This window comes from Kitasatospora sp. NPDC096128 (assembly GCF_040303105.1).
In the GTDB taxonomy this organism is placed as follows: Bacteria; Actinomycetota; Actinomycetes; order Streptomycetales; family Streptomycetaceae; genus Kitasatospora.
Window position 1 is genome coordinate 46181 of record NZ_JBEOSP010000011.1, and the last position, 12169, is coordinate 58349.

At 72.3% G+C, this 12169-nt stretch carries 16 protein-coding genes; 2 read left to right on the top strand and 14 right to left on the bottom strand.

The genetic code is table 11. The features are described from left to right. Positions 1–23 precede the first annotated feature (23 nt). From ABTY61_RS14840 to hrcA, 14 genes are all read right to left on the bottom strand, one after another. Positions 24–182, bottom strand: coding sequence for a hypothetical protein (locus ABTY61_RS14840; RefSeq protein WP_350505375.1), 159 nt, complete (start codon positions 180–182; stop codon positions 24–26). 101 nt (positions 183–283) lie between these two features. Further along, a complete protein-coding gene (locus ABTY61_RS14845) occupies positions 284–637 on the bottom strand; it encodes a cytidine deaminase-like protein (RefSeq protein WP_350505376.1) in 354 nt (117 codons plus the stop codon). 31 nt (positions 638–668) lie between these two features. Next, the gene (locus ABTY61_RS14850; protein WP_350505377.1) at positions 669–1220 is read right to left on the bottom strand and encodes a DUF4383 domain-containing protein; all 552 of its coding nucleotides are present in this window, start codon (positions 1218–1220) and stop codon (positions 669–671) included. A gap of 93 nt (positions 1221–1313) precedes the next feature. Then, on the bottom strand, positions 1314–1550 hold the full coding sequence (locus ABTY61_RS14855; RefSeq protein WP_350505378.1) for a hypothetical protein: 237 nt from the start codon (positions 1548–1550) through the stop codon (positions 1314–1316). A gap of 33 nt (positions 1551–1583) precedes the next feature. Continuing rightward, complete coding sequence (locus ABTY61_RS14860) at positions 1584–2909, bottom strand: hemolysin family protein (protein WP_350505379.1); 1326 nt, start codon at positions 2907–2909, stop codon at positions 1584–1586. A gap of 19 nt (positions 2910–2928) precedes the next feature. Continuing rightward, positions 2929–3423, bottom strand: coding sequence for an rRNA maturation RNase YbeY (gene ybeY, locus ABTY61_RS14865; protein ID WP_153460603.1), 495 nt, complete (start codon positions 3421–3423; stop codon positions 2929–2931). Positions 3424–3437: 14 nt separating this feature from the next. Continuing rightward, positions 3438–4463, bottom strand: coding sequence for a PhoH family protein (locus tag ABTY61_RS14870; RefSeq protein WP_350505506.1), 1026 nt, complete (start codon positions 4461–4463; stop codon positions 3438–3440). A gap of 350 nt (positions 4464–4813) precedes the next feature. Beyond that, positions 4814–5737: a ribonuclease Z gene (locus tag ABTY61_RS14875; protein WP_350505380.1), complete on the bottom strand. Its 924-nt coding sequence runs from the start codon at positions 5735–5737 to the stop codon at positions 4814–4816. A 6-nt stretch (positions 5738–5743) separates the two neighbouring features. Further along, positions 5744–6097 carry a histidine triad nucleotide-binding protein gene (locus ABTY61_RS14880; RefSeq protein ID WP_350505507.1) on the bottom strand — a complete coding sequence of 118 codons (354 nt, stop codon included), beginning with the start codon at positions 6095–6097 and terminating at the stop codon, positions 5744–5746. An 80-nt stretch (positions 6098–6177) separates the two neighbouring features. Then, a complete protein-coding gene (locus ABTY61_RS14885) occupies positions 6178–6972 on the bottom strand; it encodes an RDD family protein (RefSeq protein WP_350505381.1) in 795 nt (264 codons plus the stop codon). A gap of 42 nt (positions 6973–7014) precedes the next feature. Beyond that, positions 7015–7182 (bottom strand): hypothetical protein, encoded by a 168-nt coding sequence (locus tag ABTY61_RS14890; protein ID WP_350505382.1) that lies wholly within the window; start codon positions 7180–7182, stop codon positions 7015–7017. Between the two features lie 82 nt (positions 7183–7264). Beyond that, positions 7265–8014: a 16S rRNA (uracil(1498)-N(3))-methyltransferase gene (locus ABTY61_RS14895; RefSeq protein WP_350505383.1), complete on the bottom strand. Its 750-nt coding sequence runs from the start codon at positions 8012–8014 to the stop codon at positions 7265–7267. Positions 8015–8095: 81 nt separating this feature from the next. Beyond that, positions 8096–9235 carry a molecular chaperone DnaJ gene (gene dnaJ, locus ABTY61_RS14900; RefSeq protein ID WP_350505384.1) on the bottom strand — a complete coding sequence of 380 codons (1140 nt, stop codon included), beginning with the start codon at positions 9233–9235 and terminating at the stop codon, positions 8096–8098. Between the two features lie 75 nt (positions 9236–9310). Next, a complete protein-coding gene (gene hrcA / locus ABTY61_RS14905) occupies positions 9311–10345 on the bottom strand; it encodes a heat-inducible transcriptional repressor HrcA (RefSeq protein WP_350505385.1) in 1035 nt (344 codons plus the stop codon). Between the two features lie 267 nt (positions 10346–10612). Here hrcA and htpX point away from each other — a divergent pair, with 267 nt between their 5' ends. Both htpX and pspAB read left to right on the top strand, forming a co-directional pair. Then, complete coding sequence (gene htpX / locus ABTY61_RS14910; RefSeq protein ID WP_350505386.1) at positions 10613–11533, top strand: zinc metalloprotease HtpX; 921 nt, start codon at positions 10613–10615, stop codon at positions 11531–11533. Between the two features lie 29 nt (positions 11534–11562). After that, a complete protein-coding gene (gene pspAB / locus ABTY61_RS14915) occupies positions 11563–12147 on the top strand; it encodes a PspA-associated protein PspAB (protein ID WP_350505387.1) in 585 nt (194 codons plus the stop codon). Positions 12148–12169: the final 22 nt, after the last annotated feature.

Here is a 12169-nt window from a genome sequence, read left to right on the forward strand (position 1 = left end):
CGGGGGCGGTCGGCCCGGCCCGGTCAGCCCTTGCGTCCGCCCCGTCCGACCAGTGAGAACACCACCAGCAGGAGCAGAAAGACGAGCGAACCCCAGAGCCAGTAGACCGTACCGGTCTCCTGCCACTTGCCCATGCCCATCACGAACAGCACCAGCCCGGCGACGAACGCCAACGCCCCCATGCTCCAGCCCCTCACCGAGTCCACTCCCCAGGTGAGATTATCTGCTTGATACATGGGGGCAAGGCCCGTCGGCCGGGCCCCGGCGGGCCGTCAGCCGCCGTTCAACGGGCCTCGGCCGACACCCGCAGCGTCCCGTCCGGCCCGGCCAGCAGCACCGGCGTCCCGGCCCCGCCCAGGTCCCGCACGGCCGCCAGGTCGGCTTCGGCCGGCTGCTCGGCCTCGCTCACCACGGCGGCCGCCTCCAGCGACTTCGCACCGCTGGCCACCGCCATCGCCACCGCCGTCTGCAGCGCGCTCAGCCGCAGCGACTCCAGCGCGACCGTCCCGGCCACATAGGTGCGGCCGGTCTCGTCACGCACCGCGGCCCCCTCGGCCACGCCGTTGCGGGCGCGGGCCGAGCGGGCCAGGGTGATGATCTTCTTGTCTTCGGGGTCGAGTTCGACGATGTCACTCATGCCGCCGAGCATAGACAGAGCGGGTCACACCTCAGTGGCCGACCGGGTGGGTGCGTCCCGGGTTCGGGTTGAGCACCTTGACGAAGGTCTTCGCCGCGCCGGTCGGCAGCGGCTCCTCGCGTGCGGCCCGCTCGCGCCAGAACGGGTTGTCGTGCGGCAGGTGGCTGCTCACCCGGCCGTACATCCCGAAGGTGGTCACGATGACCCCGAAGACGAACGCGAACAGCACGTTCGACATCCGGAAGTTGAGGATGTTCGCGTCCGGCCGGCCGAGCACGGCCAGTCCGTAGAAGCCGGACAGGACGAACAGCACGCCGACCACCATGTTGAGGTTGGACGCGAAGTTCCCGCCGATCACCGCCCCGACGACCAGGACCGCACCCGCCACGATGGACAGGATGCTCAGCGCCCCGTTGGTCGACAGCCCGGCGATCCGGTCACCGTGGGTGGCCAGGAAGCCGGGGTGGTCGGTCAGCCCCAGGATCCCGAACACGATCAGGAAGATCCCCCCGAGCCCCGCCCCGACCCGCCACACCAGGGCGAGTCGGCGATCGACGGTCGGCAGTTCGTCGTGCAGCTTCATGGCGACCTCCAGAACCCGGCCACGGCCCCGCCGTGCCCGACTGTTGTGCCCAGCCGTGGTGCCCGGCTGTCGTGCCCGGCTGTGCTGTCGTGCCTAGCTGTAGGGATGGCTCCCCTGCATGTGCGGCGTCTCGTGCAGGTAGAGCGAGCCGCACTGCTGGCAGCAGCGCAGCCCGGTGCCCCACTCCTGCTCGGGCCGCGTCTCGGCGTCGTCGGGCATGGTCCGGCCGCAGAGCGCGGTCGACGGGTCCTCGTCCCGCACCACGTGCCAGGACTTGACTCCGCCGGCCGCCCCCTGCGGGCCGTACTCCGCGCGAAGTTTGTGCGTCATGCCCTCCATGGTCGCTCGGCGACCGCCCACCCGCTACTCGCCCGCGGCCGGCGCCGCCCCCTCCGACCCGCGCACCGGCGAGGCGACCATCGAGCCGATCCGGTTGCGCCGCCCGGCCGAGGACTCGGCGGTCAGCAGGATGCCGGTCAGGCCGTCCGCGGCCGGCTCGGGCAGCGGGATCTCGCAGGCCGAGCCCGGGATCGGCACCCGGCCCAGGTGCTTGGCCAGCAGGCCGCCGACGGTCTCGACGTCCTCGTCCTCCAGCTCGATGCCGAACAGCTCGCCCAGGTCCTCCACCAGCAGGCGGGCGGTGATCCGGTACGAGCCGTCACCGAGGTCCTCGATCGGCGCGATCTCCCGGTCGTACTCGTCGGTGATCTCGCCGACGATCTCCTCCAGGACGTCCTCGATGGTGACCAGGCCCGCCGTACCGCCGTACTCGTCGATCACGATCGCGACGTGCGAGCGGCGCTGCTGCATTTCGCGCAGCAGGTCGCCGGCCGGCTTGGAGTCCGGGACGAAGACGGCCGGGCGCATCACCGCACCGACCTCCTCGGCCTCCGCCTCGCGGTTGATGTGGGTGCGGCGCACCAGGTCCTTGAGGTAGACGATGCCGACCACGTCGTCCTCGTTGTCGCCCACCACCGGGATCCGCGAGAAGCCCGAGCGCAGCGCCAGGGTGAGCGCCTGCCGGACGGTCTTGTGCCGCTCGATCATCACCAGGTCGGTGCGCGGCACCATCACCTCGCGCACGATGGTGTCGCCCAACTCGAAGACCGAGTGCACCATCCGGCGCTCCTCGTCCTCGATCAGGTCGTCCTTCTCCGCGAGGTCCACCAGCGCCCGCAGCTCCGCCTCGGAGGCGAACGGCCCCTCCCGGTAGCCCTTGCCCGGGGTCAGCGCGTTGCCCAGCAGGATCAGCAGCCTCGGGATCGGGCCGAGCACCGCGGCCAACGGCAGCAGCACGAAGGAGGCCGCGGTCGCGGTGGAGATCGGGTGCTGGCGCCCGATCGTGCGCGGCGAGACGCCCACCGCCACGAAGGACACCAGCACCATCACGCCGAAGGCCAACAGCACGGCCTGCCAGGTCGGGTGGATGTTGCGCACGCACACCGCGGTGACCAGCACCGCGGCCGCCATCTCGCTGGCCACCCGGATCAGGGTGGCCAGGTTGAGGTAGCGGAACGGGTCGGAGGCCACGGCCAGCAGCCGCGCGGAGCCGCGCCGCCCGTTGCGCACCGCCTCCTCCGCCCGGAACCGGGAGACCCGGGAGACGCCCGCCTCGGCGCACGCGGCCAGCCAGCCGAGCACGACCAGGGCCACGGCACCGAGGATGAAGCTCGTACTCTCACCGCTCACAGGAGTTCGCGCCCCGCGCTCAGTGGGTGGTGGGGGCCGGGGAGATGCCGCCGAGGCCCCGGCCCGCCCGCCAGTCGTCCAGGATCCGCTTCTGGAGGGCGAACATCTCTTCCTCCTCCTCGGGCTCCTCGTGGTCGTAGCCGAGGACGTGCAGCACGCCGTGGACGGTGAGCAGTTGCAGCTCCTCGTCCATCGAGTGCTGGGAGGGGGCCGCCTTGCCCTGCTGCTCGGCGACCTCGGGGCAGAGCACGATGTCGCCGAGCAGACCCTGCGGCAGCTCCTCGCCCTCCTTGCCGGGACGCAGCTCGTCCATCGGGAACGACATCACGTCGGTCGGTCCGGGCAGGTCCATCCACTGGATGTGCAGCTCCTCCATCGCCGCACCGTCCACCAGGATCACGGACAGTTCGGACTGCGGGTGGATCCGCATCTTGTCCAGGGCGAAGCGGGCGACGTCGAGGATGGCTTCCTCATCGGCGTCCCAACCGGACTCGTTGGCGATGTCGATCGACATGACGGGCTGTGTGCTCAGCTTTCGGTGCGATGGGACTGTCGGGGTGCGCGCGCCGCGGCGGTCTTGCCGGGGCGCCGCTGGGCGGGCTTGCGGGCGGCCGGGGAGTTCTCCTCGGCCTCCTGCAGCGCGTCCCAGCGCTCGTAGGCGTCCACGATCCGGCCGACCAGCTTGTGGCGGACCACGTCGGTGCTGGTGAGGACGGAGAAGTGGATGTCCGGGACGTCGGCCAGGATCTCCTGGACGACCTTCAGTCCGCTGCGGGTGCCGCCCGGGAGGTCGATCTGGCTGGTGTCGCCGGTGACCACCACCCGGGAGTTGAACCCGAGGCGGGTGAGGAACATCTTCATCTGCTCGGGCGAGGTGTTCTGGGCCTCGTCCAGGATGATGAAGGCGTCGTTGAGGGTGCGGCCGCGCATGTACGCGAGCGGCGCGACCTCGATGGTGCCGGCCGCCATCAGGCGCGGGATGGAATCCGGGTCCATCATGTCGTGCAGCGCGTCGTACAGCGGGCGCAGGTACGGGTCGATCTTCTCGTAGAGGGTGCCGGGCAGGAAGCCCAGCCGCTCCCCCGCCTCGACCGCCGGGCGGGTCAGAATGATCCGGTTGACTTCCTTGGCCTGGAGGGCCTGGACGGCCTTGGCCATCGCCAGGTAGGTCTTGCCGGTGCCGGCCGGGCCCAGACCGAAGACGATCGTGTGCTTGTCGATCGCGTCGACGTAGCGCTGCTGGTTCAGCGTCTTGGGGCGGATCGTGCGGCCGCGGTTGGACAGGATGTTCGCGGTGAACACCTGGGACGGCGCCGGGCTGTCCGGGCCCTCCTCGCGGAGCATGGCGATGGAGCGCTCCACGGAGTCCTCCGTCAGGGGCTGGCCGGTGCGCAGCACCAGCATCATCTCGTTGAAGAGCTTCTGCACGAGGGCGACCTCGGCGCGCTCCCCGGTGGCGGTCACCTCGTTGCCGCGGACGTGGATGTCGGCGGCGGGGAAGCCCTGCTCGATCACGCGCAGCAGCGAGTCCGCCGTGCCGAGCAGGGTGACCATCGGGTGCTTCTCGGGGATGACGATCCGGGCGCTCACCCGGCCGTCGTCGGTCGGTTCGGGGCGCGACTGTCCGTCGGTACGGGTCTGCGATGTGTCACTCATGGGTCGGCGCTGGGGCCTGCCTCATCCCATCCGTGGTCTCGTGGGCCGCTCGGTCTCTCCGGGGCACCAGGGTACGCCGCGAGCGTGATCGCCGCGGCGGGCGGCGGGGCCGCACCCGACGATGCTGCGGCAGATCGCAGGACGGCGCGAGCCCTTTTCCCGGGGCCGTTTCCCGCAGTCGCTTCCGGCATCCGTTTCCGCAGCCCGTTTCCCGGTGTCCGCGACATCCTCCGCGCGCTCCCCGGCGTTCACGGGTGGCGGCGGGCGGGGACGGGCACCCGGGCGAGGTCCTCGGCGAGCACCAGCTCCCCGTCGAAGTGCTTGCGGGCGTCGGCCAGGTGCTGGCCGAGGTCCGGGTAGCGCTGGGAGAAGTGGGTCAGCACCAGGGTGCGCGCCCCGGCCTCGGCGGCGACCTTGGCGGCCTGGCCGGCGGTGAGGTGGCCGTGGTCCTCGGCGAGGTGGGCGTCGGCGTCGGTGAAGGTCGCCTCCACCACCAACAGGTCGGTGCCCTCGGCGAGTTGGTGCACGCCCTCGCAGAGCCGGGTGTCCATCACGAAGGCGAAGCGCTGGCCCCGGCGCGGCTCGCTGACCTCGTCCAGGGTGACGACGCGGCCGTCCACCACGACCGCGCCCTCGTGCTGGAGCCGGCCCACGGCCGGGCCGTGCACGCCCGCCGCGGCGAGCCGCTCGGGCACCAGCCGGCGACCGTCCGGCTCGGACAGCCGGTAGCCGAAGGACTCCACCGGGTGGTCCAGCCGGACGGCGTCCAGCGCGAAACGGGCGCCGGGCGCGGGCAGCGGGCCGGGCTCGTCGATCGGCCGGGGCCGCAGCACGGCGGTCTCGTGGTAGGCGGTGGCGTGCCGCAGCCGCTCGAAGTAGACCTCGCCGGAGGCCGGGAAGTAGACGTCCACCGGGTGCGGGACCCGGTCAAGGTTGATCCGCTGGATCACCCCGGCGAGGCCCAGGCAGTGGTCGCCGTGGAAGTGGGTCACCGCGATCCGGGTGATCTGGGTGGCCGAGACCCCGGCGTGCAGCATCTGCCGCTGGGTGCCCTCGCCGGGGTCGAACAGCAGGCCCTCGCCGTCCCAGCGCAGCAGGTAGCCGTTGTGGTTGCGGTGCCGGGTGGGCACCTGGCTGGCGGTGCCGAGGACGACGAGTTCGCGCTGGGACACCTGGGATCAGACCATGCTCTCGTTCATGCGCGTCCCGCCGAGCACGTGCACGTGGGCGTGGAAGACGGTCTGCCCGGCGCCCGCACCGGTGTTGAAGATCAGCCGGTAGTCCTCCAGGCCCTCGTCCTTCGCCACCGCACCCGCCTCGGCGAGCAGTTCGCCGGCGATCTGCGGCTCGGCGGCGGCCAGGGCGGCGGCGTTCGGGTAGTGGACGTGCGGGATGACCAGGACGTGCACGGGGGCCTTGGGGGCGATGTCGCGGAAGGCCAGGACGCGCTCGGTCTTGCGCACCACGGTCGCCGGGATCTCGCCCGCCACGATCTTGCAGAACACACAGTCGGACTGCGGCTCGCCGGCCATCGGATTCTCCTCGGTTCGGTCGTCGGTCACACGGTCTTCTCAACGGGCCGTACGGCCCGTACGGCCCGTACGGGCGCAGCCTAGCCGAGCCGCCCGACCGCCTGCTGGTACTCCTGGAGGTGCTTCCAGCGCACCGAGCGCATGCCGACGACATCCCCCTCGGACAGCTCGAAGTCATCGGAGATGAGGACCACCGCCAGGAAGACGAAGCCCAGCAGCCAGCGCCGGGTGAGCCGCCAGGTGTTCGGGCGCATCACCCGCTTGCGGCGCACCACCCGCATCGCCAGGATCCCCTTGCCCACGCTGAAGCCGGTCAGCCGGGCGAACACCACCTGGTTGAGGAACGAGGCGAGCAGGCCGACGCCCAGGAACGCCGCCCAGAACGGCACCACCGGGCCGCCGCTGTGGTGCTGGACGGCGTGACCGGCGGCGGCCGCGACGGGCTGGGTGCGGCCGGCGGCGACGTCGGAGGCGGCGGCCGCGGCGAAACCGAGGCCGAGGGAGAGGCCGAGGTCCAGCACGATCGCCAGGAAGCGCCGGAACCCGGACGCCTCCGGAGGGCACGGCGGCAGCGCGGGCTGCGAAGCCTGCGGGTACTGCCCGTGGGGCTGGGGCTGCGGGGCGGGCTGCCCGTGCGACGGGTACGGGTTGGAGCCGTACGGACCGGGCTGGCCGAAGGCCCGCGGCGGCTGGGCGTAGGGCTGTTGCGCTTGCCCGTACGGCTGTTGCTGCCGGCCGTACGGGGGCTGCTGCTGCCCGTACTGCTGCGGCGGCTGGCCGTACGGCCCCTGCCCGTACGGCTGCGGCCCGGGCCCGTACGGCTGCGGCCCGGGGCCGTTCTGCGGGAACTGCGGCGGCGGATAGCCCTGTGCCATGGTGTGCTCCCCCGTGAGCTGTCGATCAGATCAAGATCGCGATCAAGAACAGCCCCGCATCCTACCCAGGCCCCGGGGCGGGCGGGCGGCCGCGCCGCCGTCCAGCGGGGCGAGCCACAGGTCGTCCTCGGTGACGAAGGCGACCAGGTCACCGTGCAGACGGGGGTGGCGCAGACAGGCGCCCGCGGAGGTGCTCAGGGCGTCCGTCACGCCGTCAGCGTAGGCAGCCACGGGTACGATCCGCCCCGTTTTCCGCAGACTCCGGGCGGGCGCGCGGGGCCCCGGCCGGGCGCTACGACCAGCGGCCGGTGCGCCCCAGCAGCAGCGCCCCCGCCGCCACCCCGGCGGTCGAGGTGCGCAGCACCGACGGGCCCAGCCGGTACGGCTTGGCGCCCGCCCCGGCGAAGGCGGCCAGCTCCTCCGGGGAGACCCCGCCCTCCGGTCCGACCACCAGCACGATGTCCCCGCCGGCGGGCAGCGCGGCCTGCGCCAGCGGCTCGGCGCCCTCCTCGTGCAGCACGGCGGCGAGCGCGGCCCCCGCCAGCAGTGGCGCCAGCTGCCGGGTGGTCGCCAACTCGCGCACCTCGGGGAAGCGCAGCCGACGGGACTGCTTGCCCGCCTCCCGGGCGGTGGCCCGCCACTTGGCGAGCGCCTTGGCGCCGCGCTCGCCCTTCCACTGGGTGATGCACCGGGAGGCGGCCCAGGGGACCACCACGTCCACGCCGACCTCGGTCATGGTCTCCACGGCCAGTTCGCCGCGGTCGCCCTTGGGCAGCGCCTGGACGACCACGATCCGCGGCGCGGGCTCGGGCTCACGCCGCACCGCGTCCACCGTGACCTCGATCGCGTCCTTGCCGAGCACCGCGGCGACCGTGCCGTCCACGCCGAGCCCCAGCCCGTCCGCCAGGGTGACCGCCTCGCCGGCCGCCAGCCGCTTCACCGCCGCCGCGTGCCGCCCCTCCGGCCCGTCGAGCCGCAGCACGGCCCCGGGCGCGGCGGTGGCGATCCGCTCGGTCTCGACGACGAAGACGGGCGCGGTCATGGCGGGGAACCTCCGGAGGAGTGGGACTCGGGGAAACGCGAAGGGGGTGCCGGGGAGGACCCGGCACCCCCTCCTTGACGGCTACCGGCCGTTGAAGGCGTCCTTCAGGCGCGAGAACAGGCCCTGCTGGCCCGGCGCGAACTGGCCGGACGGCCGCTCCTCGCCGCGCAGTACGGCGAGCCGGCGCAGCAGCTCCTCCTGCTCGGCGTCGAGCTTGGTCGGCGTCTGCACCTCGACGTGCACTATCAGGTCGCCACGGCCGCCCCCGCGCAGGTGGGTGATGCCCCGGCCGTGCAGCGGGATCGACTGGCCGGACTGGGTGCCGGGCCGGATGTCGACCTCCTCCAGCCCGTCCAGGGTCTGCAGCGGCACCTGGGTGCCGAGCGAGGCGGCCGTCATCGGGATGGTGACGGTGCAGTGCAGGTCGTCCCCGCGCCGCTGGAAGACGGTGTGGGTGGTCTCGGCGATCTCGACGTACAGGTCGCCGGCCGGGCCGCCGCCGGGGCCGACCTCGCCCTCGCCGGCCAGCTGGATCCGGGTGCCGTTGTCCACGCCGGCCGGGATCTTGACGGTCAGGGTGCGGCGGGCCCGCACCCGGCCGTCGCCGGCGCACTCGGGGCACGGGGTCGGCACGACGGTGCCGAAGCCCTGGCACTGCGGGCACGGGCGGGAGGTCATGACCTGGCCCAGGAACGAGCGGGTGACCTGGGACACCTCGCCCTTGCCGCGGCACATGTCGCAGGTCTGCGCGGAGGTGCCGGGGGCCGCGCCCTCGCCGCTGCAGGTGGTGCAGGTGACGGCCGTGTCGACCTGGAGTTCCTTGGTGGTGCCGAAGGCGGCCTCCTCCAGGGTGATCTCCAGCCGGATCATGGCGTCCTGGCCGCGGCGGGTGCGCGAGCGCGGGCCGCGCTGGCCGGCCGCGGCGCCGAAGAAGGCGTCCATGATGTCGGAGAAGCCGAAGCCCGCCGCGCCGGCGCCGAAGCCGCCCGCGCCACCGCCGCCGGGCGACAGCGGGTCCCCGCCGAGGTCGTAGACCTGGCGCTTCTGCGGGTCGGAGAGCACCTCGTAGGCGGCGTTGATCTCCTTGAACCGCTCCTGCGTCTTCGGGTCCGGGTTGACGTCCGGGTGCAGTTCGCGTGCCAGGCGCCGGAACGCCTTCTTGATCTCGTCCTGCCCCGCATCCCGTCGGACGCCGAGTACCGCGTAGTAGTCCGTGGCCACCAAATGCTCCGCTTGTTCCGCCTGTAGTAGTGCGACTGGACACCGCCGCCGGGTTTTCCGGCGGCGGTCTGCTTGCTACGACTCGGCCAGGATCTGGCCCACGTACCGTGCCACCGCTCGCACCGCCCCCATTGTGCCGGGGTAGTCCATCCGGGTCGGGCCGATCACACCGAGTTTGGCCACGCTCTCGTCGCCCGAACCGTAGCCGACCGAGACGACCGAGGTGGAATTCAGCCCTTCGTACGCGTTCTCCCGCCCGATCCGGACCGTCATCGCGGCGTCCGTGGTCTCACCCAGGAGGCGGAGCAGGACGACCTGCTCCTCCAGGGCCTCCAGCACCGGCTGGATGGTGAGCGGGAAGTCGTGCCCGAAGCGGGTCAGGTTGGCCGTGCCGGCCAGCATGATCCGCTCCTCGTTCTGCTCGGCGAGCGCCTCGAACAACGTCGCCAGGACCGTACTGACGGTCGGCCGGTCGGCCTGCTCGAAGGCCCCCGGGAGTTCCTCCAGCAGCCCCGGGACGTCCGGCAGCCGCTGGCCGGCCGCCCGCGCGTTGATCCGCGCGCGCAGGTCCGCCAGGACCGTCTCGCCGACCGTGCCCGGGCAGTCGACCATCCGCTGCTCGACCCGGCCGGTGTTGGTGATCAGCACCAGCATCACCTTGGCCGGGGCCAGCGCCACCAGCTCGATGTGCCGGACGGTGGAGCGGGTCAGCGAGGGGTACTGCACCACGGCGACCTGGCGGGTCAGCTGGGCGAGCAGCCGCACCGTGCGGGTGACCACGTCGTCCAGGTCGACGGCGCCGTCCAGGAAGTGCCGGATCGCCCGGCGCTCCGGGGAGCTCATCGGCTTGATCTCGGCGAGCTTGTCGACGAACAGCCGGTAGCCCTTGTCGGTGGGGATCCGCCCGGCGCTGGTGTGCGGCTGGTGGATGTACCCCTCCTCCTCCAGCGCCGCCATGTCGTTGCGCACCGTCGCCGGGGACACCCCGAGGTTGTGCCGCTCCACCAGGGCCTTGGAGCCGACCGGCTCCTCGGTGCCCACGTAGTCCTGGACGATCGCGCGCAGCACGGCGAGCTTGCGGTCGTCCAGCTGGCGGACCTCTCCGGCCATGGGGCACGCACCTCCGTCTTCGCACGTTGTCCGTCTGTGATGCTGCGAGCCACTCCGGAAAGGGCCCCGACCCTGGCACTCTGCACACGCGAGTGCCAGAACCGTACCTGCCAGTGTACGGCCCGGGTCCTACCGCAGGAACGGCCCGGCCGGGGTGATCCTGCCCGCAGTTCCGGACGGCCGCCACGACACTCCCTGTGCGCGGGTGGTGCCCCGGGGCCGTCCGGGTGGCAGCATCGGAAGCGACGGCGAACGGAGGAGCAAGCAATGTCGAGCTCGGGCCAGCACACCCGTTTCGCGCCCGACCGCGGCCTGACCGGCCGCATGATCGGGACGATGTTCGTGATCGGGCTGCTGTACGTCGGTTTCACGGGCCTGCTGATCGCGCTGCTGCGCGGGGCCTGGCCGCTGATCGTGCTGATCTCCGGCGGGCTGTTCGTGGCCCAGTTCTGGTTCAGCGACAAGATCACCGAGCGGGCCATGGGCGCCCACCAGGTGACCGAGGAGCAGTACCCCCAGCTGCACGGCACCATCGACCGGCTCTGCGCGCTGGCCGACATGCCCAAGCCCCGCGTGGCGGTCGCCGACAACGACATGCCCAACGCCTTCGCCACCGGCCGCAACCCGCAGAACGCCGTGGTGTGCGTCACCACCGGTCTGCTGCGCCGGCTCGAACCGGAGGAACTGGAGGGCGTCCTGGCGCACGAGCTGTCGCACGTCGCCCACCGGGACGTCGCGGTGATGACCATCGCCGGCTTCCTCGGCGTGCTCGCCGGGGCCATGACCCGGATCGCCGTGTACGGCGGGTTCATGGGCGGCAACCGCAACAGCAACGACCAGAACGCGGCCATCGCCGCGCTGATCATCCCGCTGGTGTCGATCGTCGTCTACGCGATCAGCTTCCTGCTCACCCGGCTGCTGTCCCGCTACCGCGAACTGGCCGCCGACCGGGCCGCCGCCCAGCTCACCGGCCGACCCAGCGCCCTCGCCTCGGCCCTCACCAAGGTCACCGGGCAGATCGCGGCCATCCCCACCGAGGACCTGCGCAAGTCCCAGCCCTACAACGCCTTCTACTTCGCCCCCGCGCTGAGCGCCAAGGAGACCGCCTCCCAGCTGCTCTCCACCCACCCGACGCTGGAGAAGCGGCTGGCCCAGCTGGCGAAGATCTCCGAGCAGCTCGGCCGCTGACCCTCCTTCCCGTTCGCGAAAGGACCGCCGTGGGATTCCTGGACGCCCTGTTCGGCCGCACCAAGCCCGTCAAGCCCGACCTCGACCAGCTGTTCGGCGTGCCGTCCGCCGCGCTCACCCTGGAGGCCGCGGCCGGGTTCCTCCCCACCGGGCTCGGCTCGGTCTGCTTCGCGGCCGTCGAGGGCGCGGCCTTCGTCCAGGTCGAACAGCAGGTCCGGGCCCTGCTGGACGCCGACACCGAACGCGGCGGCGTCCCGGTGGAGGCCTCCAAGGACGACTACGGCTACTCCTGGCTGCTCACCCGGCACACCCCCGAGGAACTCCCGGAACTGGTCAACGACCTGCACGCGGTCAACAGCGAGCTGGAGGCGAACGGCTTCGGCCCCCAGCTGCTCTGCTCCCTGGTCGGCTTCCGCAACGCGCAGGGCCAGTCGCTGGCCCTGGTCTACCTCTACAAGCGCGGCACCTTCTATCCCTTCGCCCCGATGCCCGGCGGCGGCGAACGGCGCAACAGCCCGCTGGAGCTCCAGGTCAACGCGACGCTGGGGAACGACCTGCGGCTGGAGAAGGACCTCAGCCGCTGGTTCCCGGTCTGGGGCGCGCCGGGCCTCTGACGCCCCGTCCGTAAAATCGCCC